22 protein-coding genes and 1 tRNA gene are annotated in these 20619 nt (G+C 64.6%); 11 read left to right on the top strand and 12 right to left on the bottom strand.

Annotated features, from left to right (window positions below):
* Positions 1-99: 99 nt before the first annotated feature.
* The gene (locus tag AC5RWO_RS09060; protein ID WP_498731085.1) at positions 100-1200 is read right to left on the bottom strand and encodes a GNAT family N-acetyltransferase; all 1101 of its coding nucleotides are present in this window, start codon (positions 1198-1200) and stop codon (positions 100-102) included.
* A gap of 137 nt (positions 1201-1337) precedes the next feature.
* Here AC5RWO_RS09060 and AC5RWO_RS09055 point away from each other — a divergent pair, with 137 nt between their 5' ends.
* Entirely contained in the window at positions 1338-1805 is a 468-nt protein-coding gene (locus tag AC5RWO_RS09055) for a hypothetical protein (RefSeq protein WP_498731084.1), read from the top strand.
* Here AC5RWO_RS09055 and AC5RWO_RS09050 read toward each other — a convergent pair.
* The 6 genes from AC5RWO_RS09050 to AC5RWO_RS09025 form a co-directional block, all read right to left on the bottom strand.
* Positions 1802-1912 (bottom strand): pentapeptide repeat-containing protein, encoded by a 111-nt coding sequence (locus AC5RWO_RS09050; protein WP_498731382.1) that lies wholly within the window; start codon positions 1910-1912, stop codon positions 1802-1804. The two genes, AC5RWO_RS09055 and AC5RWO_RS09050, sit on opposite strands and share 4 nt — an antisense overlap.
* A gap of 59 nt (positions 1913-1971) precedes the next feature.
* Positions 1972-2679, bottom strand: coding sequence for a 50S ribosomal protein L1 (gene rplA / locus AC5RWO_RS09045; RefSeq protein WP_074701259.1), 708 nt, complete (start codon positions 2677-2679; stop codon positions 1972-1974).
* A 174-nt stretch (positions 2680-2853) separates the two neighbouring features.
* Positions 2854-3285 (bottom strand): 50S ribosomal protein L11, encoded by a 432-nt coding sequence (gene rplK, locus AC5RWO_RS09040; RefSeq protein ID WP_074701258.1) that lies wholly within the window; start codon positions 3283-3285, stop codon positions 2854-2856.
* A gap of 125 nt (positions 3286-3410) precedes the next feature.
* Positions 3411-4277 (bottom strand): transcription termination/antitermination protein NusG, encoded by an 867-nt coding sequence (gene nusG, locus AC5RWO_RS09035; protein WP_498731083.1) that lies wholly within the window; start codon positions 4275-4277, stop codon positions 3411-3413.
* Positions 4278-4384: 107 nt separating this feature from the next.
* Positions 4385-4654 (bottom strand): preprotein translocase subunit SecE, encoded by a 270-nt coding sequence (gene secE / locus AC5RWO_RS09030; RefSeq protein WP_083339782.1) that lies wholly within the window; start codon positions 4652-4654, stop codon positions 4385-4387.
* 114 nt (positions 4655-4768) lie between these two features.
* A tRNA-Trp gene (locus AC5RWO_RS09025) sits at positions 4769-4841 on the bottom strand.
* Positions 4842-5135: 294 nt separating this feature from the next.
* Between AC5RWO_RS09025 and AC5RWO_RS09020 the strand changes: the two genes are divergently transcribed.
* Positions 5136-6344, top strand: a complete 1209-nt coding sequence (locus tag AC5RWO_RS09020; protein WP_498731082.1) for a pyridoxal phosphate-dependent aminotransferase — start codon at positions 5136-5138, stop codon at positions 6342-6344.
* Positions 6345-6413: 69 nt separating this feature from the next.
* On the opposite strand, the gene AC5RWO_RS09015 is transcribed toward AC5RWO_RS09020, so the two are convergent.
* A complete protein-coding gene (locus AC5RWO_RS09015) occupies positions 6414-7064 on the bottom strand; it encodes a LuxR C-terminal-related transcriptional regulator (RefSeq protein ID WP_139005717.1) in 651 nt (216 codons plus the stop codon).
* The gene (locus AC5RWO_RS09010; RefSeq protein WP_498731081.1) at positions 7061-8428 is read right to left on the bottom strand and encodes a PspC domain-containing protein; all 1368 of its coding nucleotides are present in this window, start codon (positions 8426-8428) and stop codon (positions 7061-7063) included. The genes AC5RWO_RS09015 and AC5RWO_RS09010 overlap by 4 nt, the downstream gene beginning before the upstream one ends.
* 134 nt (positions 8429-8562) lie before the next feature.
* On the opposite strand from AC5RWO_RS09010, the gene AC5RWO_RS09005 reads away from it, so the two are divergent.
* The 5 genes from AC5RWO_RS09005 (at position 8563) to AC5RWO_RS08985 (ending at position 12620) form a co-directional block, all read left to right on the top strand.
* Complete coding sequence (locus tag AC5RWO_RS09005) at positions 8563-10056, top strand: PspC domain-containing protein (RefSeq protein WP_498731080.1); 1494 nt, start codon at positions 8563-8565, stop codon at positions 10054-10056.
* Positions 10053-10304, top strand: coding sequence for a hypothetical protein (locus AC5RWO_RS09000; protein ID WP_498731078.1), 252 nt, complete (start codon positions 10053-10055; stop codon positions 10302-10304). The genes AC5RWO_RS09005 and AC5RWO_RS09000 overlap by 4 nt, the downstream gene beginning before the upstream one ends.
* A 32-nt stretch (positions 10305-10336) precedes the next feature.
* The gene (locus AC5RWO_RS08995; protein WP_074703294.1) at positions 10337-10594 is read left to right on the top strand and encodes a PspC domain-containing protein; all 258 of its coding nucleotides are present in this window, start codon (positions 10337-10339) and stop codon (positions 10592-10594) included.
* Between the two features lie 250 nt (positions 10595-10844).
* Complete coding sequence (locus tag AC5RWO_RS08990; RefSeq protein WP_498731076.1) at positions 10845-11873, top strand: 6-phosphofructokinase; 1029 nt, start codon at positions 10845-10847, stop codon at positions 11871-11873.
* Between the two features lie 36 nt (positions 11874-11909).
* Positions 11910-12620, top strand: coding sequence for a GNAT family N-acetyltransferase (locus AC5RWO_RS08985; RefSeq protein ID WP_498731075.1), 711 nt, complete (start codon positions 11910-11912; stop codon positions 12618-12620).
* 35 nt (positions 12621-12655) lie between these two features.
* Here the strand turns inward: AC5RWO_RS08985 and ygfZ are convergent, their stop codons facing one another.
* From ygfZ to AC5RWO_RS08970, 3 genes are all read right to left on the bottom strand, one after another.
* Positions 12656-13741 (bottom strand): CAF17-like 4Fe-4S cluster assembly/insertion protein YgfZ, encoded by a 1086-nt coding sequence (gene ygfZ, locus AC5RWO_RS08980; protein ID WP_498731073.1) that lies wholly within the window; start codon positions 13739-13741, stop codon positions 12656-12658.
* A gap of 66 nt (positions 13742-13807) precedes the next feature.
* Complete coding sequence (locus AC5RWO_RS08975) at positions 13808-14410, bottom strand: nitrobindin family protein (RefSeq protein WP_498731071.1); 603 nt, start codon at positions 14408-14410, stop codon at positions 13808-13810.
* A 223-nt stretch (positions 14411-14633) separates the two neighbouring features.
* Positions 14634-15377, bottom strand: coding sequence for a hypothetical protein (locus AC5RWO_RS08970; protein WP_498731070.1), 744 nt, complete (start codon positions 15375-15377; stop codon positions 14634-14636).
* Between the two features lie 166 nt (positions 15378-15543).
* Here AC5RWO_RS08970 and AC5RWO_RS08965 point away from each other — a divergent pair, with 166 nt between their 5' ends.
* The 4 genes from AC5RWO_RS08965 (at position 15544) to AC5RWO_RS08950 (ending at position 20534) form a co-directional block, all read left to right on the top strand.
* Complete coding sequence (locus AC5RWO_RS08965; RefSeq protein ID WP_498731068.1) at positions 15544-16254, top strand: winged helix-turn-helix transcriptional regulator; 711 nt, start codon at positions 15544-15546, stop codon at positions 16252-16254.
* 42 nt (positions 16255-16296) lie between these two features.
* Positions 16297-17274 carry a mycothiol synthase gene (gene mshD, locus AC5RWO_RS08960; protein ID WP_498731066.1) on the top strand — a complete coding sequence of 326 codons (978 nt, stop codon included), beginning with the start codon at positions 16297-16299 and terminating at the stop codon, positions 17272-17274.
* 72 nt (positions 17275-17346) lie between these two features.
* Positions 17347-19572 carry an RNA degradosome polyphosphate kinase gene (locus tag AC5RWO_RS08955; RefSeq protein ID WP_498731065.1) on the top strand — a complete coding sequence of 742 codons (2226 nt, stop codon included), beginning with the start codon at positions 17347-17349 and terminating at the stop codon, positions 19570-19572.
* On the top strand, positions 19572-20534 hold the full coding sequence (locus AC5RWO_RS08950) for an NUDIX hydrolase (RefSeq protein WP_498731063.1): 963 nt from the start codon (positions 19572-19574) through the stop codon (positions 20532-20534). Before AC5RWO_RS08955 ends, AC5RWO_RS08950 begins: the two co-directional genes overlap by 1 nt.
* Positions 20535-20619: the final 85 nt, after the last annotated feature.

The raw sequence follows: 20619 nt of genomic DNA, 5'->3' as shown, positions 1-20619 counted from the left end.
GGTTGAATTCTTAGGGGAAATCAACGACCGACGGTCTTTGGTAGTTCAAGCTTACGCGAAGGGATGACCACGGCCAAATCGGCCGTACTATCGTTCCGGTCAGCCACCGGCGCCCAGCCTTTTCTGCCATGCAGCTTCATACCCGGCGGGGGCAAAACCCAGGGCAACGTTGATGGCGAGCATGTGCTCGTTCTCGGCCGCGTTCCAGGTCAGCATGCGCTGCCCCTCAGGCCAGAGCGTCCCGACCCGCAGCAGGTTATGCGCCTTCATGAGCATGCCAAGACTGTGGCCGCGGTGGGCACGCAGGACCAAAGTGTCCTCCTGGTAAACGACGTCCGGCTTCTCCGGGTAGTAATCCAAAAAAGTATGTCCGGCCAGTTCCCCACTAGGGTCATGCAGGGCGGCGACGACGAGGGAATGGCCGCCTTTACGCCGAAGTTCTTCTTCGCCTTGGCGGACCCTCGCGCGATCCCAGGCCTCCTCCTCATAATCGATCTCACCCAACGGCATGTCCGTGCTCATTCTCTGGCGCAGCAAGGCATATTGGTCGACGAATTCCTCCGGGCAAGTGTCCCCCCAAACCACCAACCGGTAACCGGCAGCCTTCGCAGCCGCCCGCGACTCCAGGAACTCGACCTTGGCAACGTCCGGTGGCAGCCCAAGTACACTGAAGCGGTCCACCTGCTCCAACTCATATCCATGGGACTGCGCGAAGCGGACGGCCGCCGAATTGCCCGGCAGGGATCCTGCACCGGTCTTCGGCCGCAGGACGTCCGCGGCATCCGGGTCAAAGCCTGCCGGGTGCTCACTATATGACTGCAGCACACTTCTGCCGTGGTCTCGGGCCGAGATTTCAGCTGTCCGCAGCAGCTCGCCTGCGATCCCCTGCCTGCGGAAGCCGGGATGGACCATGACGTGGACGTAGGCGCTGTGCACGTTGTCCTGTTTCGTCATTTCCAAGACGGCACGGCCAACGTGCCTGTCCCCGTCCTTGGCCGCCCACAGCAACGACTGCTCGTAATCATTGGAACGGGCGCCCTCCAGCCGCACGGCAGGGCTGACCCACAGGTCGTTATTGCCCCACAGCAAACCGGTCACCAGATTGGCCAGCTCGGAGGAAGCAACGAAATCCTCTGCATCCCCGGTCTCCAATGAGACCGGAATGCGGATGGGCTGTACGGTGATCGACGTCGTCGACATGGCGTCCCTCGCTAGAGTGATTGACCTTCCCCAATCAGATTACCCGCTCCATCAATTCGATGCCAGCGGGATCCGGCCTTTCCGACAAAGCCTTTCCCAGGCATCCCTCAACGGACCTACGATGCAGTATGGAGCTCTTGAGCGGACGCGCTGGCAAACGAGCGGTGGCATACATCGGTCGCGGCATGCTGGCAGGAATGGCCGGAACGGCGGTCATGACAGCCTTCCAGAGGCTGGTGGAAATGCCGATCACCGGCCGCCCGGAGAGTTATGCGCCCGCAGAGCTCGCGGAGAAGTTCCTGCCGGTGGAGGTTGAGTCGATCCGCGGACGGAAACTGCTGAACTACAGTACGCATTTCGCCATCGGAGCCATGTGGGGAGCAGCCTATGGCATCGCCGCGGCACTGGGGCTGCACGGCCAGAAGGCCATCAATATCGTCTTCGCCGTCGTGTACGGGGGTGAGTTGCTTGGCGGATCGCTGTCCGGTTTCTCCCGGCCGTCCGAATGGAGCGCACAGGACTGGACCGTGGACGTCGTGGACATCTATGTCCAGGCCCAGGCGACGGGGCTCGTCTTTGACCGCCTGCTGGGACCCAAGGCCTAGCCGGCTGCCGACAACCGCGGCCGGGCCAGGGCCGGGCCAGGGCCAGTGCCGCTTAGGTCGGTGCCGCTTAGGTCGGTGCCGCTTAGGTCGGTGCCGCTTAAAAACAGAACGGCCGCAGCGTGATGCTGGGCCGTTCTGTTATGGAAAATCCGGAAGGATTGCTTCCTTAGGCTTCGGTGGAAACCTTGGTGACGTTCGGGTCCATGGAGATGCCCGGGCCGAAGGTCGTTGCCACGGTGGCCTTCGAGATGTAGCGGCCCTTGGAAGCGGACGGCTTCAGGCGAAGGACCTCTTCCAGTGCGGCTGCGTAGTTCTCCACCAGCTTGTTGGTGTCGAAGGACACCTTGCCGATGATGAAGTGAAGGTTGGCGTGCTTGTCGACACGGAAGTCGATCTTGCCACCCTTGATGTCGTTGACAGCCTTGGCTACGTCCGGGGTCACGGTGCCGGTCTTCGGGTTCGGCATCAGGTTACGCGGGCCGAGGACCTTACCGAGGCGTCCAACCTTGCCCATCAGGTCCGGGGTTGCCACGGCGGCGTCGAAGTCGGTCCAGCCGCCCTGGATCTTTTCGATCAGGTCATCGGAACCAACGAAGTCGGCGCCGGCCGCGATTGCGGCTTCAGCCTTGTCACCCGTTGCGAAAACGAGGACGCGGGCGGTCTTACCGGTGCCGTGCGGCAGGTTGACCGTACCGCGGACCATCTGGTCGGCCTTACGGGGGTCGACGCTGAGGCGCAGTGCAACCTCAACGGTGGCGTCGAACTTGGAAGGATTGCTTTCCTTCGCCAGGGTGATTGCCTCGACCGGGGCGTACTGCTTGTCCGCCTCGATCTTGGCTACAGCTGCCTCATATGCTTTGCTGCGCTTTGCCATCTGCTTTTTCTCCTTGTGCAGTTGTGGTCTGCGGACCGCGCCCGGCCCTGCCACTACGACGGCGTTGCCACCTTGGAAAGGTGACGTTTTCGGCGCCGTCGTTCTTTAGTTTTGTCTTGTTTGCTTTCCGGCCTGGGAAAACCTGCAGCCGTTCAGCGGTAACGCCTAGGGGAATTAGCCCTCGACGGTGATACCCATGGAGCGGGCGGTGCCGGCGATGATCTTGGCAGCAGCCTGGATGTCGTTGGCGTTGAGGTCATCCATCTTGGTGGAAGCGATCTCTTCAACCTGAGCCTGGGTCAGCTTGGCTACCTTGGTGGTGTGCGGGGTTGCGGAACCCTTCTGCACGCCAGCAGCCTTCTTGATCAGTTCTGCAGCCGGCGGGGTCTTGGTGATGAAGGTGAAGGAACGGTCTTCGTAAACCGTGATTTCAACCGGGATCACATTTCCGCGCTGGGCTTCCGTAGCGGCGTTGTACGCCTTGCAGAATTCCATGATGTTGACACCGTGCTGACCAAGTGCCGGACCAATCGGCGGTGCCGGGTTGGCGGCGCCTGCCTGGATCTGCAGCTTGATGAGGCCGGTGACCTTTTTCTTCGGGGCCATATCGGGTCCTTCTCTAATTTACGTACCGCAGACACAGGAGCGTGCCGGCGGTGGTTTGGCCGCCATGGCGTGGCGGCCGCCCGCGCAGGTCCGGCTAAAGCGGGCCGGGCTGCGCGAAGTCTTTACTACTGGATCTTGGTGACCTGGTTGAACGAGAGCGTAACCGGGGTCTCGCGCTCGAAGATGGTCACCAGTACCACCAGCTGCTGGGATTCCGGCTTGATCTCGGAGATCGTCGCAGGCAGGGTCTCGAACGGACCGTCGTTGACCGTGACCGATTCGCCGACCTCGAAGTCCACCGTGATCGGGGCCGAGGGCTGTGCGGCCTTGGAGGGCTTGCCACCCTCGGTCTTGCCCGCGGTGACGGTGTGCTCCAGCATGGAGAACACTTCGTTCAGGCTTAGCGGAACCGGGTTGTGGGCGTTGCCGACAAAGCCGGTCACACCGGGAGTGTGACGCACGGCGCCCCACGAAGCATCCGTCAGTTCCATGCGGACCAGCACGTAGCCGGGGATGCGCACGCGGTTGACGATCTTACGCGTGGTGTTCTTGATTTCCACGACCTCTTCCATGGGGACCTGGATCTCGAAGATGTAGTCCTCCATGTTCAGGGTCTGGATACGGGTCTCCAGATTGACCTTCACACGGTTTTCGTAGCCGGCGTACGAGTGGATGACGTACCAGTCACCCTCCTGGCGGCGCAGCTTTGCACGGAATGCCTCGACCGGATCCTCTTCAGGGGCTGCGGCGGGCTCCACTGCGGAAGCTTCTTCTGCGTCGGCGTCGGCCGGCTCTTCGCCTTCGGCAAGCTCTTCGCCTTCGGCCGGTGCGGTTTCAACGGTTGCTTCGTCGGCCGGTTCCGCTTCCTCGGAAACTTCCCCGGAAACGTCGGAAGCCGGTGCCTGATCGGCACCGGTCTCAGTAGCCTGATCCTCGGCTTCCAGATCAGCGGTTTCCTCGGTGGTCTGCGACTCGAGTTCCTGCTCGGACACTTAGCTTCCTGCTTTCTTCTTCAGCTCTGTTGATTCAATGGCGCCTGACGCTCAGGCCCGGCGCGTTGCCGTCTCCGGTGCACACGGCAGAATCCTGAGCAAAGACGCTACCGTTCGGGCGCTCCGTCACCGAAGATGTAGAGCGAGCCCTGGCCGAAAGCCAGATCCAAAACTGTCACGATCAGCATCATGATGACCACGAAGGCAATCACCACGAGGGTGTAATTCAGCAGTTCCTTGCGGGTGGGTGTGACCACCTTTTTCAGCTCACCGATTACCTGGCGGACAAAAAGGACGATCTTGCCGAAGAATCCGCGCTTGTCGGACTTCCTGCCTGAGGGGCGTCCCTTGGAGCTGTTGGCAGCCGTTTCGGTCAACCTGTGCCTCACTCATCTAGTCCGGTACACGGCCCGCCGGCGGAGGCCGGCAACGCCGCTAGCTTCATACGTTGGATTGCTGAACTGCTGCTTCCCGTCCAAGACGGTTATGCGCAGGGCAGACAGGACTCGAACCTGCAACCTGCGGTTTTGGAGACCGCTGCGCTACCAATTGCGCCACTACCCTATGCGTTGAAACCAAGAGGCGAGCGTCCGGAATACGGGCGCAAACCATCATGGCGTTTTTCAACACCGAGGTCTAAGTCTACGTCAGGGAAACCCTCACGTCGAACCAGCCCTCATGCCGCCTTCACCAAGCGACTCTCCATTATGCAACATTTCCGGCGTCGTTATTAAACCGAACGGCTCGCGGGGCATTCATCTGGACGCTTTTGCCGGCCCGAGGCAGGACAGGCCGCGGGGCAAGCCCCTAAACTGGGCCATGGACCATTTGTTCTGACGCCTCAAAGACGGGAAATCCATGCCTGCCAACGCGCGCATCTCACAGCGCATAGCCTCCATCGCCGAATCCGCCACCCTGGCTGTTGACGCAAAAGCCAAGGCACTGAAGGCAGCCGGGCGTCCGGTCATTGGCTTCGGCGCGGGCGAGCCCGACTTCCCCACCCCGGACTACGTTGTCGAGGCCGCTGTGAAGGCCGCCCGCGAGCCGCGGTTCCACCGCTACTCCCCCGCCGGCGGGCTTCCGGAGCTGAAGCAGGCTATCGCCGAGAAGACGATGCGGGACTCGGGCTACCAGATCGATGCCGCCCAGGTGCTGGTCACCAACGGCGGCAAGCAGGCCGTCTACGAATCCTTCGCCACGCTGCTGGATCCGGGGGACGAGGTTCTGGTGCCGACTCCGTACTGGACCACCTACCCGGAAGCCATCCGGCTGGCCGGCGGTGTCCCTGTGGAGATTTTCGCCGGCCCCGAACAGGGCTACCTGGTGAACATCGACCAGCTTGAAGCAGCGGTGACCAAGAACACCAAAGTCCTGCTGTTTGTTTCGCCGTCCAACCCCACGGGTGCTGTGTACTCGCCGGAGCAGGTTGCGGAAATTGGCCGGTGGGCCGCGTCCAAGGGCCTGTGGGTCATTACCGACGAAATCTACGAACACCTCACGTACGACGGCGTGCCGTTCACTTCCATTGCCACGGCAGCTCCGGAACTCGGAGACAAGGTGGTCATCCTCAACGGTGTGGCCAAGACCTATGCCATGACCGGCTGGCGGGTGGGCTGGATGATCGGCCCGAAGGATGTCATCAAGGCCGCCACCAACATGCAGTCCCACGCCACCTCCAATGTCGCAAACGTTTCGCAGATGGCTGCGCTGGCCGCCGTCTCCGGGCCGCTGACGGCTGTGGACGAGATGAAGGTCGCCTTCGACCGCCGCCGTAAGGCCATGGTTGACGGGCTCAACGCCATCGAAGGCATCGAATGCCCGACGCCGAAGGGTGCCTTCTACGCGTATGCGGATGTCCGCGGGCTGCTGGGCAAGGAGATCGACGGCGTCCGCCCGTCAACCTCGGCCGAACTGGCTTCGCTGGTGCTGGACAAGGTGGAGGTCGCCATCGTTCCCGGTGAAGCCTTCGGTCCGTCCGGCTTCGTGCGCCTCTCCTACGCGCTCGGCGACGAGGACCTGGCCACCGGCATCGGCCGCCTGCAGGACTTCCTGGGTACCGCCAAGTAAACCAATCCAGCACCGCTATTCGGGTGCCGGCCTCCTTGCGGGGCCGGCATCCCGTCTTTATAACCGTGTTCAGAGAATCCGGCGGTCCACTGCCCAGCGGGTCAGCTCGTGGCGGGAGGACAGCTGGAGTTTGCGCAGCACAGCCGACACATGTGTTTCCACGGTCTTGATGGAGATGAACAGTTCCTTGGCCACCTCCTTGTAGCTGTAGCCGCGGGCGATCAGCCGCATGACCTCCAGCTCGCGGGCCGAGAGCTTGTCCAGCTCGTCGTCAACGGAAGCAACAGCGGCGGTACCGAAGGCATCCAGCACGAATCCGGCCAGTCTTGGAGAGAAGGCTGCATCTCCCCCGGCCACCCGGACCACCGCGTCCGAAATCTCCGCTCCGGAAATGGTCTTCGTGACATAGCCGCGCGCACCGGCCCGGATGACGGTCACAACGTCCTCGGCGGAGTCCGAAACACTCAGTGCCAGGAACCGGGTAGTGGCCAGCAGATCCGCACAGCCGGCGACGACTTCGGCACCTCCGCCGCCGCGGCCGCCAGGCAGATGCACATCCAGAAGAACGACGGCGGGCCTCACCTCGTGGATGACGGCAATGGCTTCGTCCACGGTTGCAGCCTCCGCTGCGACGTCGATCCTGGAATCCAGGTCCGCCTTCAGTCCCGACCTGAAGATGGCGTGGTCATCGACCACGACGATGCGGATGGGGTCGGTCATGGGTGGTTTCCTTCCTCAGGATGCTTCAGGCTCAAATGTACTTCGGTGCCGTTTCCGGTGTTGCGGATACGGGCCTCGCCGCCATGGCGTTCCATCCTGCGGATCAGTGATTCCCGGACGCCCAGCCGGTCGGCGGGCACATCGGCGAGCTCGAACCCCGGCCCGCGGTCGCGGACGAAGACGTCCGTGCTGCCGGACGTCTTTTCCAGGTAGACGGAGATGCTGCCGCCGGCGTGCTTGGCCGCGTTCTGCACAGCTTCCCGGGTGGCGTGGATCAGGGCTTCGTGCTGTTCCGTCATCGGTGCATCGCCCACCGCCACCACGTCGATCGGATGTCCGTACGCGTCCTCGATTTCCGCCGCGACGGCTTTGATCCGGTCCACCAGATTGCCTTCTTCCTTGCGCCGGTCCCGGTACAGCCATTCGCGCAGTTCACGTTCCTGGGCACGGGCCAGCCGCGTGACGTCCTGTTCGGAGGCAGCCCGGTTCTGGATCAGGGCCAGCGTCTGCAGCACCGAATCGTGCAGGTGCGCCGCAATTTCGGCCCGTTCCGTCTCCCGGATCCGGCCGGACCGTTCGGTTTCGAGATCAGTCCAGTACTTGACGACCCACGGAGCCAGGACCAGCCCGACGCCGGCCAGGACGGCCAACGTGGCCAGCAGCGTCGGCCACATTACGTCCCAGCTGATGGAACCGGAGATCAGGATGAAAATCCCGGCCACCACGAAAACGAGTCCCGCAATGAGCCGTACTACGCCCTGCGCGCCGGTGGCCCCGGCGCGGTCCATGATGCCGTTGCGCCTGGAGTTATCCAGCTGCATCCAGGCCAGCACGGCCCCTGTGACGATGGCGAGCATCGGCAGCCAGGTTTCCCACGGTACGTTGAAGCCTGCCAACTGGGCGACGAAGGCTCCGCCGGCCAGGACCAGCGCTGCACCGACCGCGATTTCCCAGCCGCCGCGCTGCATGAGTTCGGCCGTGCGGGTCCTGCCACTCGGGTCAGCGGCAGCCGCCCCGGCGGCAGCCTGATTGCCGGCCGGGCGTTGCGCAGGCGGCACGCCGGTTCCCGGCTGGGGGCCAGGCGGCATTGGAATCCCCGCTGGTCTCGGTCCGCCGAAGTTGCGGGCGAAGTTTCCGGCGATGTTGCGCGGGTTGAAGGCCGCGTTGTCGGCTCTGGCAGCCTCGTCCGCCGTCGGAACCAAAAGCCACAGCCAGGCATAGAGCAACAGCCCGGCCCCGCTGGCCAGGGTGAGTACGGCCATCGAAATCCTGACCGCCTTGACCGAAAGCCCCAGATGGGCGGCCAGCCCGGAGCAGACGCCCGCAATGATGCGGTCGGCGGGACGGACAAGAGGTGCGTACATGCCTTAATCCAAGCACGCCCGGCGGCGGGTCTGAACCAATCCGCGGGGATCTCAGGGCTTCTCAGCTAGCGGTCAGGGAAGCTTCAGGGTAGCCCCCCATAGAACCAACCGCCGCGGCTTGGAATGATCGAACTATGACCTCACACCCCTCTGAACCATCCCGGCCAGAAGGCTCCACGGACCGTCCCGGCGACGAGGGCGCCCGCGGCATGGAATCGCCGGCGCCTCCCGCCTACACGCCCCCGCAGCCGTCCGGCAGCAACAGCTTCTTCGCCTGGTTCCGCAGTCTGGGCACTCCCCGCGGACAGGACCGCTGGGTCGGTGGCGTGGCCTCCGGCATCGCCCACCGGATCGGGCTCGATCCGATTCTGGTCCGCGGCATCTTCGTGCTGCTGTTCATCTTTGGCGGCATCGGCGTCCTGTTGTACGGCCTCGCCTGGGCACTGCTGCCGGAGACGGACGGCAGAATCCACGCCGAAGAAGCCGGCCGCGGCCGCTGGACCTCGGGCATGACCGGAGCGCTGATCGTCACCGTCCTCGGGCTGTTCGCCTGGCCCTTCGGCTTCTTCTCCGAGGGCTGGGACTTCGGCGGCTTCCTCTGGGCGGTGATCTGGCTAGGCGCCATGGTCTATTTCATCTACTGGCTCGCTACCCGTAACCGCAGTACACCGCCGCCGGCTTACGGCCCGTACGGACCTGCGCCGCAGGGCTTCGCCGCCCCGGCCGCTCCCGGAGCTCCGGTTCCGCCTGCTTATAGCCCGGCCGCCGGTTCAGCCTATGACCAGCCCAGTGACGGCGCGACGGGACGGGAGCAGGATCCGACCGCCGCGCTGGGTCCGGTTGGCATGCCGCACCCCACCGCCGGCGATCCCTACACCATGGGATCCCGGCCGGCAACGGAACAGCCGTGGTCCGGTTACACACCCCGGCCGGTTCGTCCTCCGGTCCCGCCGAAACCGCGGCGGCGCGGTCCCTCCGGTGCCGATATCGCCCTCACGCTGGGAGCAGCGCTGCTGGCGGGCGGCATCCTGCTGGCCCTGAACCAGCTGGGCTACCTCTCCCTGGCCGGCGCCTGGCTGCCGGTAGCCACAGCGGCCGCGCTGTTGTGCATCGGCCTGGCCATCGTGGTTCTGGGCATCCGCGGCCGTACCTCGGGCGTCCTCGGGTTCCTGACTGCCGTCGGCGTCGTTCTCTCGCTGGTCTTTACGGCCGGTGTGCAGTGGCAGACCGCCAACTATGCGCTCGGTACGAACTCCACCTGGACTCCCGAATCGGGGGCAAAGGCCAGCGAGGGCTACAGCGTTGTGGCCAGCAACGGAACCGTGGATCTGACCGATGTCACCGGCAGTACCTTCGGCGGTCCCGTGGTGGTACCGGTGAACGCGGCGGCCGCGTCCGTTACGGTGATTGTGCCCGAGGACGTTCCGGTAGAAGTCAAGGCCGCGATGGCGATGGGCAACGTCGAATACGAGGCGGACGGCCAAAGCCGGCAGACCGCGGGCATGTGGCAGCCGGGATCCTTCATCATCAACGACGACGGCTCCGGGCCGGGCATCATCCTGCAGATCAAGGGCGCAGCCAGCGATGTGAACATTGTTGAAGCGCAGGGAAGGGAAGGCTCGCAATGAGCACCGAATCCAACAACAGGGGCATCACCGGCCCGAGCACGGGAACCATTGTCTGGGGCCTGATCGCGATAGCAGTGGGCCTGCTGGTCCTGCTCAGCGTGCTCTGGGACATCAGCTTCGACGTCGGCCACGTCCTGATTGCCCTGCTGATCGGTTCCGGCATCGCCCTGGTGGCCGGGGGCATCTGGAGCGTGCTGCGCAACAAGGACAATTCGGCCGACGCCGACGCCGACCCCGGCGACAAGTGACAATCAGTCCCAAACACGAAAGCATTGAACCCATGGACACCCTTTACAAGACTCTCCGTTCCATCCCGGTCCGCCGCGGCCCCAACCGCTGGGTAGGCGGTGTCTGCGGCGGCATTGCCGAGAAGTTCGGCTGGGACGCCACCGTGGTCCGCATCGTTACCCTGTTGCTCTTCCTCTTTCCCGGCATTGGCGTCGCCGCCTATCTGGTGGCCTGGCTGCTGCTGCCCAAGTATGACGGCAGCATCGCCCTGGAGCGGTTGCTCCAGAGCAAGGGCACCCGCCGCCGCTGAGCGCAGTCATCGCCGGCTGCTGCCGCTGGCTTTCGCCGCCAGCTCCTGCCGCCCATACGGCCGAATGAAGGTCCCCGCGAGATCCGCCGCGGGGACCTTCTGCTGTTCCGGTGCGGCGATTTTTTGACCCTGCGGGAGGCGCATGCAGCGTCAGGGGTGCCCTCGCCGGTGGAGTTGCCTAGAATCGAAGGGAGCCCGACGGTGCGCTCCGGAGACGATCGGCAAATCCCGCGACGAAAGTTGGACCTGAGTGAAAATCGGCATCATGACCAGTGGCGGCGACTGCCCCGGCCTGAACGCGGTGATCCGTGGCGTCGTGCTCAAAGGCATCAAGTCCTATGACCACGAGTTTGTCGGCTTCCGCGATGGCTGGCGGGGTGTCATCGACGGGGACATTATCGAGCTGCCCCGCCAGCGCGTGCGCGGCATTTCCAAACAGGGCGGCACCATCTTGGGCACCTCCCGCACCAATCCCTACGACGGGCCCAACGGCGGTCCGGAGAACATCACCGCCACGCTGGACCGTCTCGGCGTGGACGCACTCATCGCCATCGGCGGCGAAGGGACCCTGGCTGGCGCGCGGGAACTGACGGACGCAGGCCTGCCGATTGTCGGAGTGCCGAAGACCATCGACAACGACCTTGACGCCACGGACTACTCGTTCGGTTTCGACACAGCTGTCCAGATCGCCACGGAGGCCATCGACCGGCTGCGCACCACCGGCGAATCGCACCACCGGTGCATGATCGCTGAGGTCATGGGCCGCCATGTCGGCTGGATTGCCCTGCACGCCGGTATGGCGTCCGGTGCCCATGCCATCCTCATCCCGGAGCAAAAGGTGACCACGGCCCAGGTCGCCGAGTGGGTCCGCGAGGCGCACGACCGCGGGCGCGCACCCTTGGTGGTGGTGGCCGAGGGTTGGGTTCCGGAAGGCGACGCCGAGCCTTGGGCCGAGCGCGGCACGGACGCTTCCGGCCGTCCCCGGCTGGGCGGCATCGGTGAACACCTCGCGCCGGAAATCGAGGCCCTGACCGGAATTGAAACCCGGGCCGCGACCTTGGGGCACATCCAGCGCGGCGGCGTACCCTCCGCCTACGACCGCGTCCTGGCCACCCGGCTCGGCATGGCCGCCGTCGACGCCGTCTCGGACAAGCGCTGGGGAACCATGGTCTCCCTGCACGGCACCGACGTCGTCGTTGTTCCGTTCGAAGAGGCGCTCGGAAACCTCAAAACCGTGCCCCAGCACCGTTACGACGAGGCCGCAGTTCTCTTTGGCTGAGCCCGTGGGGAACTGTGTAAATGTAGGGTGGCAAACATGAAACTGGACTCAGGCACCGCGGATATTGTGATGCTGGCCTGGGCACGCATGCTCGGCTTCGACGATTCCGCCTTCGCGTCGCCGTCGGGCCGGTTGACCCGGATAGACAACGACGCCGACACCCTCACCTTTGTTCGGCTGTTCGGCAGATCGGCGCTGGTCGGTCCGGAATGGGCCGTTGAGGCCGCGGCAGCCCATACCGACGCCGAGCTGGCCGAGTACCAGACGCTGCTCCAGCTGACCAAGGGCCACGGCGGCCACGGACTGGGCAAGTCCCAGCTGTACTTCGCGGACGACCTGCCGATGGTCCAGCCGGACGAGGAAGTCACGGTTTCCACCGCCGTTCAGGACGCCTCCCGGCTGGAGTCGCTGTGTCCGCCGGATGACATCCACGAGGTGGCACTCACCGCGATGGACAAGTCCTTTGTCCTGGTCAACGGAACAGAACCGATAGCCGGCGCCGGCTACAAGGAGCGGCAGCAGATCCTGGGCCATATCGGCGTGCTGACCGCGCCGAAATACCGCCAGCGCGGCATCGGAACGTTGATCGGGGCCATTGCCGGCCACGAGGCGCTCACGGCCGGACTCATCCCGCAATGGCGCTGCCACGAAACCAACGAGGCCTCACGGGCCACCGCGCTGGCACTGGGCTTCATCGAATCCGGCACGCAGACCTCTGCGCAGCTGCAGACAGGCGGCCCGGATTAAACCCCGGCCCCTGCCCGCGCGGCGGAGTCAACGGGTCAGCGCGGTCCGCCGCGAAGCAAGCCCTTGGGCCGGCCTACTACCGAGCCGGCGTCCGGAGCCACGATGACCTCCTGGGCGGCGTCGTACTGCGAGTCCTCATCGACCACCAGCAGCTGGGTCTCCGGGTCCACGGAGCGCTTAATGACGGCCAGCGCCACCGGGCCCATCTCGAAGTGCAGGGCCGCGGACGTTACTGTCCCGACTTTGCGCTCGCCCAGCCGGACTTCGCTGCCGGCGGCGGGGAGGGTGTGCTGCAAACCGTCCAGCTGCAGGAAGACGAGGCGGCGCGGCGGGTGGCCCAGGTTGTGCACCCGCGCGATGGTCTCCTGGCCCTTGTAACAGCCCTTGTCCATATGCACGGCAGTGCGCATCAGGTCCAGTTCGTGCGGGATGGTCTTTTCGTCGGTCTCGGTCCCGAAACGCGGGCGCCAAGCGGCAATGCGCAGCGCTTCCACTGCCAGTGAGCCTGCCAGTTCCTTGCCGTCCACCGCCGATTCGAGTTCCGCTGCGGGAACAAGGTATTCGAACCAGGTCCGTTCCCGGCCCGGGTGCTGCGGCTCTTCGATCCTGGTGTAGGCGAAGCCGCCAGCGCCGACCTCCGGCCACGGGTCCTGCCACACCAGCCGGTCCTCAAAGCCGGCAACAGCCTTCGCTGCCCCAAGGACCGCCCACTGCGACGAGACGTCCGCGATCTCCACGCGGAGCATGAACTTCATTTTGTTCAGCCACTCGGCCAGGCCCTCGGCTTCGAAGGCCTCCACAATGAGCCACGTTGTTTCGCCGTCGTCGATCACGCGGGTGTCGTATTCAATTCGGCCCTGGACAGTCAACAGCAGGGCTTCGCTGGACTCCCCCGGTTTCAGTCCCAGCAGCAGCTGGGAGGACAAGGTATTGAGCCAGCTCAATCGGTCAGGTCCGCTGACCGTTACGACACCGCGGTGGGACAAATCCGCCAGGGCCTCGCCGCGCGCGAGCAGCCGCTGCTCGCGCATCGGATCCCCGTAGTGGGCGGCAACGCCGGCATCGGGACCGGTAGCTTCGACGGCGCCGGGACGGGACAACAGAGGGCTTTGATAAGTCATACCAGCGTCAACGTCCTAACGGCTACGGTATTCCCGCGGCGTCGGCGCCGGCGGGAGGAGGATGGGTCAGGAGACCTTTTTGAGGATCGCGGAGGCGTGGGCTTCGAGCTCTTTGCCCTGGGCGGCGGCGACGTCCCAACGCCAGAACAGGTCCCCGTTGACCAGGCCGAAGATCCGGGTGGCGGCGTTGTATTCCTTGGACTGCGAGCCGCGCATGACCATGTCCGTGGCCAACTGGATCTGCGGACCCTTGATCTGGCCGTAGTACAGCTCGGAAATGCCGCCCGGGTGGACGATGGTGGCCGTGATATCAAAGCCGCCGTTGCCGTTGCGGAGTTCTTCGACCTCGTCCGCCGACTTCAACGCAGGGACAATATCGGCCGGGATCAGGCCCGGTCCGACGTCGGCGTCGTTGAGTTTGCGTTCCAAAGCCCAGAAGCCTGTTTCCACGGTCAGCGGACGCAGCTTGGTCCCGTCCTCGTCCATGAGCCAGCTTTCCGCGGTGTACTGCAGGAACGGCAAGCCGTTGTGCTTGAACGTGGCGGATTGGAAGAAATGTTCCGATCCCTCGTCACCGGCGCCAAGCCGCCCCGAGCCCTCCCAGGTACCCAGAAGCCAGGACAACGGAACGATTTCCGGTGTCAGGTCAGTAGGTATTTCCATGGCCATGGCTTGAAGGGGAAACCTTTACTTCTGGCCCTTGAACAGGCGCCAGACCACCAGGCCGGCGAACCAGGCCATGGACAGACCGGCAACAACGAGCAGGCTGATGAAGAAAATCTCAAGTGCTAGATGCGACATGCCTCCATACTAACCGGCGGCTGCCGGTGGTGCCGCCGCATTACGCACCGCGCCGTGTGACCTCGGTCAACCCGTTGATTCGGAGCGTGAATCAGCGAAGCAGCAGCTTTTCGAGGAAGTACACCAGCGCCCCGGAGGCCATAATCGGGGCGGACCCGATGGCGAGGATGGCCGGGATTTTGCGCGGCCCACCGTCCGCGAGGACCAGCCGGCGAAAACAGACAATGACGGTGCCTCCGAGCGCGCCCACCACCGCGGCCGGCAGGAGCGAGATACTCGAGCTCAGCGCGGCACCGAGCGGCGCCGCCAGCGTTGCGAGTACGACGCCGAGCGGCGCCACGAGCCGGTCGGGCCAGGGCAGCACACACACGCCGATGGCTACCAGCATGCTCACGCCGGTGATAAGCATCATGCCCGAGTTCGCGGAATTGGCGGCCAGCCGTTCGGCCGCCACCCAGCCCGCCCCGAGGGTCGCCAGGACCAGGCCCGTGCTCGCCCCGAAGGTGGATTCGAGCCGGTGGGGCTGTCCCGTCCCACGGACCAGCTGGATCAGGAAGACCGTCATCACCCCCAGCGCGACCACCACCACGGTCCAGGCCATCGACATGCCGGTGGGTGCCGCGGCGGCGAGCAGGACAGCGGCAATGCCGCCCAACGAGATGACCGTGGCCAGCGTCTTCTTGGCGGGCACGCCGAGCAGTTGCGGCCAGCCGACGCCAACGAGCAGGACTCCCACGCAGGCGACGACGACAACCGCCGTCTGCGACCAATAGGAGGCACCCACCAGGGCACACAACACTGCGGCTGAAGCGACCGCCACCATCCAGATTCTCACCCTTGTCATCCTGCCTTATCTCAAGAATCCGTGCGAGAACACGGTGACGCGGGCCACCGCGGCGTTATACTGGTGCGCAACCGTCCGGCAACTCCCACGGTCACAAGCAGGTATCTGCCGGGCGTTCGCCCGATGGTGTGCGCCAAAATGATCCCTGGAGGAAAATATGCCGCACATTCTGCTCTTGACCAACGCGCCGGGCCCTTCGGTTGGCGTCCTCCCTGCCCTTGAGCTGCTCAACCACAAGGTGCATATCCTCCCCGCGGAACCGACCGCGCTGCTGGAGACCGATCCCTCCGACGTGGTGATGGTCGACGCCCGCAAGGATCTGGTGGGCGCCCGGTCGTTGACCCAGCTGCTTAAAGCCACCGGCTTGAACGCACCCCTGATGCTGATCCTGACCGAAGGCGGCATGGCCGCCGTCTCGGCGAACTGGCTCGCGGACGATGTCCTGCTCGACAGCGCGGGTCCGGCCGAAGTGGAGGCGCGGCTGCGGCTGGTCATCGCCCGGGCCAACCAGCACGACGAGGAGGCCAACAGCGAAATCCATGCCTCCGGCGTCGTTATTGACGAAGCCAGCTACACGGCCCGCGTGGGCGGGACGCCGCTGAACCTGACCTACAAAGAGTTCGAGCTGCTCAAATACCTGGCCCAGCATCCCGGCCGGGTCTTCACCCGCGACCAGCTGCTCCATGAGGTCTGGGGTTACGACTATTACGGCGGTACCCGCACCGTGGATGTGCACGTGCGGCGGCTGCGGGCCAAGCTCGGCTCGGACCACGAACAGCTCATCGGCACCGTGCGCAACGTGGGCTACCGGTTCACGCTGGCGCGCAACCCGGAGGCCAACGCCGCGGACCTGGAGCAATCCGCGTAAAGGTTCCTCCCGCAGCCACGGCACGCGGGTTACGCTGAAGGCATGAGTGCACAGACTTCTGCTGAATGGCCCGTGTTGAGCATTAAGGGCTCGCCGGATCCGGAGGTGCTCGGCGACATCCGCGCGCTGACCGACGCAGCCGCGGAGGCGGACGGCAACCCGCCGCTGTCGGAACAGACCTGGGTCAACCTGAAATCCGTGGACCCGGACAACCTGCTGGTACTCGCCTCCTATGCCGGCGAGGAACGCTCCGATCCGTCCACCGCCACCTCGCTGGCCGGCGTCGCCGTCGTTAATCTGCCGGCGCACGGCGAATCCAACGGAGTCCTGGAGCTCGTGGTGCATCCGACTTATCGCAACCAGGGCGTGGGCACCGGACTAGTTGCCGCCCTGCAGGAACACACGGAACTGCCTGCGCTGAAGGCCTGGTCCCACGGCGACCACGAGGGAGCCGCCAAGCTGGCCGGCCGGTTCGGTTTCGCCCCGGTGCGCGAACTCTGGCGGATGCGGCTGACCCACGCTCCGCAGCTTCCCGACGTCGTCCTTCCGGACGGGGTGTCGATCCGCGCCTTCGTTCCCGGCAAGGACGAGCAGGCCTGGCTGGCGGCCAACGCCGCGGCGTTTGCGCACCATCCTGAGCAGGGCTCCACCACCCTCGCGGACCTGCAGGCACGGATGGCGGAAGACTGGTTCGATCCCGCGGGTTTCCTGCTCGCGGTGCGGAACAACGACGACGCCCTGCTGGGCTTCCACTGGACCAAGGTGCATCCGCGCACGGGCACGCATCCGTCCATCGGCGAGGTGTATGTAGTCGGAGTCACCCCCGAGGCGCAGGGCACCGGGCTGGGCAAGGCCCTGACCATTGCCGGCATGAAGCATCTGCACGAACAGGGGCAGCAGGCGATCATGCTGTATGTGGACGCGGACAACGAGGCTGCGGTCGCGCTCTACCGCAAACTCGGCTTCACCCGCTGGGATACCGACGTCATGTACGGACCGGCCGGGACCGAGGGCAGCTGAGAAGCGGTTAATCTTGTAGGTACTGCTGCCCCATACAATGAGGGCTCCCCCAGCAACAGCACAGGAGACGCCATGGCCACTGAATCGGTAACCCCGGCCCCGGTCCGGCTCGGATCCTCGGAAGTGGCACCAGCCCGCGCCACACAGGACCGTATCGACATCCCGGAATTCGCGCCCTCGCTCCTGCCCGACGGCAATTTCAGCCTGGACGACCGGTTCCTGGACCGCGAAATGAGCTGGCTGGACTTCAACGCCCGGGTGCTCGAACTGGCCGAAGATCCGGATCTGTTCCTGCTGGAGAGAGTGAATTTCCTCTCCATTTTCGCCTCAAATCTGGACGAGTTCTTCATGGTCCGCGTCGCCGGTTTGAAACGGCGTATCGCTGCCGGCCTGGCCGTGCCGTCCGCTGCCGGGCTCAGCCCGATCGAGCAGCTGGAACAGATCATGGTAGAGGCCCACAAGCTGCAGGTCCGCCATGCCCGTATCTTCGCGGAGATCATCCGGCCGGAGCTGGCCTACGAACACATCTACATGGTCCGGTGGGAAGAGCTCACCGACGGCGAGCGCGAGTGGCTGACCAAGATGTTCCGGGAAAAGGTGTTCCCGATCCTGACCCCGCTGGCGGTGGACCCGGCGCATCCCTTCCCCTATATTTCGGGACTGTCCCTGAACCTGGCCGTGGTGGTCCGGAACCCGGTCAGCGAAAAGGAGCTCTTTGCCCGCGTCAAGGTTCCTGACCAGCTGCCGCGCATGATCTCGCTGGACGGTCCCCGTGCCGGCTCGATACCGGGGCGGACGGCCCGCTTCATTCCGCTCGAAGACGTCATCGCCCAGCACCTGGATCTTCTGTTCCAAGGCATGGAGATCCTGGAACACCACAGCTTCCGCGTAACCCGCAACGAAGACCTCGAAGTGGAAGAGGACGACGCCGAAAACCTTCTCCAGGCGCTGGAGAAGGAACTGTTGCGCCGCCGTTTCGGTCCGCCGGTCAGGCTCGAAGTCACCACGGACATCAATCCGAGCATCCGCGAACTGCTGGTGCGCGAGCTCGGTGTGGAGGAGTCTGAGGTCTATGCATTGCCGACGCCGCTGGACCTCCGGGGTCTGAGCGTCATCTCCAACATCGACCGCAATGACCTGCACTACTCGAAGCAGCTGGCGCATACCAGCCGCCACCTGAACGAAAGCGAAACGTCCAAGGCGGCCAACGTCTTTGCCGCCATGCGCCGCCGGGACATTCTGCTGCATCATCCGTACGATTCCTTCTCCACCTCGGTGCAGGCCTTCCTGGAACAGGCAGCGTCGGATCCAAAGGTCCAGGCCATCAAGCAGACGCTCTACCGGACCTCCGGCGACTCCCCCATCGTCGATGCGCTGATCGACGCCGCTGAGGCCGGCAAGCAGGTTCTGGCACTGGTGGAAATCAAGGCCCGTTTCGACGAACAGGCCAACATCGACTGGGCCCGCAAGCTCGAGCAGTCGGGTGTGCATGTGGTGTACGGCATCGTTGGTCTCAAGACGCATTGCAAGCTTTCGCTGGTGGTGCGCCAGGAAGGCGACAGGCTGCGCCGCTACAGCCACATCGGCACCGGCAACTACCATCCCCGCACCGCCCGCTACTACGAGGACCTGGGCCTGCTGACCTCCAGCGACCAGGTGGGCGAGGACCTGTCCAAGCTGTTCAACCAGCTCTCCGGCTACGCCCCCAAGTCCACGTTCAAACGTCTGCTGGTGGCACCCCGGTCTGTGCGCAGCGGGCTCATAGACCGGATCGAGAAGGAAATCACCAACCGCAAGGCCGGTTTGCCGGCCCGCGTGGTCATCAAGGTCAACTCGATGGTGGACGAAGCAATTATCGATGCCTTGTACCGTGCATCCCAGGCGGACGTGCAGGTGGACGTCATTGTCCGCGGCATCTGCGCCGTCCGGCCCGGTGTGCCCGGCTTGAGTGACAACATCCGGGTGCGCTCCATTCTGGGACGGTTCCTGGAGCACTCACGCGTGTTCGCCTTCGCCAACGGCGGCGATCCGGTGGTATTCATCGGGTCGGCGGACATGATGCACCGGAACCTGGACCGCCGGGTGGAAGCACTCGTGCAGCTCAGTTCGCGTGAAGACATCGCAGACCTGGTTTCTTTGATGGACCGGTACATGGACCCGGGCACCGCGAGCTGGCATCTGGACAATCAAGGCCGGTGGACCCGGTACCACAAGGACGCCGAGGGCAACCCGCTCAGCGACGTGCAGTCCTGGCTGCTGGCTTCGCGCGCGCGCCAACGAGCAGTGACGCGCCGGTGATGACCGAATTGAAGACAACCGACCGGACCGAAGCCCCCGCCAAAATCAGCGTCACCGCGGCCGGCGCATTGTGCTGGCGTGTCAGCCAGGGCCGTCTGGAGCTATTGCTCATCCACCGTCCGAGGTACAAGGACTGGTCTTGGCCCAAGGGCAAGCTGGATAGCGGGGAAACCAATCCCGAGTGCGCTGTCCGCGAAGTCGAGGAAGAAGTCGGCGTGCGGGTGAAGCTAGGCATCCCCCTGCCCACCATCCACTACCAGGTGCCCTCGGGGCTGAAGGAAGTGCTGTACTGGGCCGCCAAATTGGACAAGGCGACGCCGAAACCGGACGGCAAAGAAGTGGACAAGGTCCGCTGGAGCACTCCGGAGGAAGCAGCCGAGCTGCTGAGCAACCCCTCGGACAAGGAACCGCTGGCTGCTCTGGTCAAGGCCTACGAGGACGGTGACCTGGAGACGTACCCCTTCATCGTCGTGCGCCATGCCAAAGCGAAGCCCCGGTCGTCCTGGACCCGGGCTGAAGGTGAACGACCGCTTGCTGCCACCGGCCTGCGGCAGGCGCTGGCGGTCTGCCGCCTGCTCGCCTCCTGGCAGCCCAAACGGGTGGTTTCCAGCCCCTGGCTGCGCTGCATGCAAACCATCACGCCGTATGCCAATTCCCAAAAAAGCAAGATCCGTTCGGTCGAGGCCATCACGGAGCACAGTGCCCACCGGAACCCGCAGAAGGCCCGGTCGGCCATCGAATATCTGTTGGACAAGCGCAAATCCACGGCAGTCTGCACCCACCGGCCTGTCCTGCCCCAGGTCATCAAGGTCCTGCGTGACCGGCTGCCTGAGGACCTTGCAGAACAGCTGCCCACGAGAGACCCGTATCTGAAGCCTGGTGCGATGCTCGTCTGCCAGATCAGCGTCAAGAATCCGAGCAGAATCGTCTCTTTGGAGCACTTCGACGCCTACGACGACTGACACGTTCCGGTGCGGCGAGCGGCCGCCCGTTGGGCCGTTGTGAGGTCCGGCCACGGGAAATCTGGCTAGCCTAACCTGCCTATCC

This window comes from Arthrobacter sp. B055-34 (assembly GCF_059090425.1).
This window is presented reverse-complemented; position numbering and strand designations above follow the sequence as displayed.

Bases quoted from the DNA above. Each gene is read 5' to 3' on its own strand.
- AC5RWO_RS09060 (WP_498731085.1), bottom strand. From the start codon at position 1,200: ATGTCGACGACGTCGATCACCGTACAGCCCATCCGCATTCCGGTCTCA.
- rplA (WP_074701259.1), bottom strand. From the start codon at position 2,679: ATGGCAAAGCGCAGCAAAGCATATGAGGCAGCTGTAGCCAAGATCGAG.
- rplK (WP_074701258.1), bottom strand. From the start codon at position 3,285: ATGGCCCCGAAGAAAAAGGTCACCGGCCTCATCAAGCTGCAGATCCAG.
- AC5RWO_RS09020 (WP_498731082.1), top strand. From the start codon at position 5,136: ATGCCTGCCAACGCGCGCATCTCACAGCGCATAGCCTCCATCGCCGAA.
- AC5RWO_RS09015 (WP_139005717.1), bottom strand. From the start codon at position 7,064: ATGACCGACCCCATCCGCATCGTCGTGGTCGATGACCACGCCATCTTC.
- AC5RWO_RS09010 (WP_498731081.1), bottom strand. From the start codon at position 8,428: ATGTACGCACCTCTTGTCCGTCCCGCCGACCGCATCATTGCGGGCGTC.
- AC5RWO_RS09005 (WP_498731080.1), top strand. From the start codon at position 8,563: ATGACCTCACACCCCTCTGAACCATCCCGGCCAGAAGGCTCCACGGAC.
- AC5RWO_RS09000 (WP_498731078.1), top strand. From the start codon at position 10,053: ATGAGCACCGAATCCAACAACAGGGGCATCACCGGCCCGAGCACGGGA.
- AC5RWO_RS08995 (WP_074703294.1), top strand. From the start codon at position 10,337: ATGGACACCCTTTACAAGACTCTCCGTTCCATCCCGGTCCGCCGCGGC.
- AC5RWO_RS08985 (WP_498731075.1), top strand. From the start codon at position 11,910: ATGAAACTGGACTCAGGCACCGCGGATATTGTGATGCTGGCCTGGGCA.
- ygfZ (WP_498731073.1), bottom strand. From the start codon at position 13,741: ATGACTTATCAAAGCCCTCTGTTGTCCCGTCCCGGCGCCGTCGAAGCT.
- AC5RWO_RS08975 (WP_498731071.1), bottom strand. From the start codon at position 14,410: ATGGCCATGGAAATACCTACTGACCTGACACCGGAAATCGTTCCGTTG.
- AC5RWO_RS08965 (WP_498731068.1), top strand. From the start codon at position 15,544: ATGCCGCACATTCTGCTCTTGACCAACGCGCCGGGCCCTTCGGTTGGC.
- mshD (WP_498731066.1), top strand. From the start codon at position 16,297: ATGAGTGCACAGACTTCTGCTGAATGGCCCGTGTTGAGCATTAAGGGC.
- AC5RWO_RS08955 (WP_498731065.1), top strand. From the start codon at position 17,347: ATGGCCACTGAATCGGTAACCCCGGCCCCGGTCCGGCTCGGATCCTCG.
- AC5RWO_RS08950 (WP_498731063.1), top strand. From the start codon at position 19,572: ATGACCGAATTGAAGACAACCGACCGGACCGAAGCCCCCGCCAAAATC.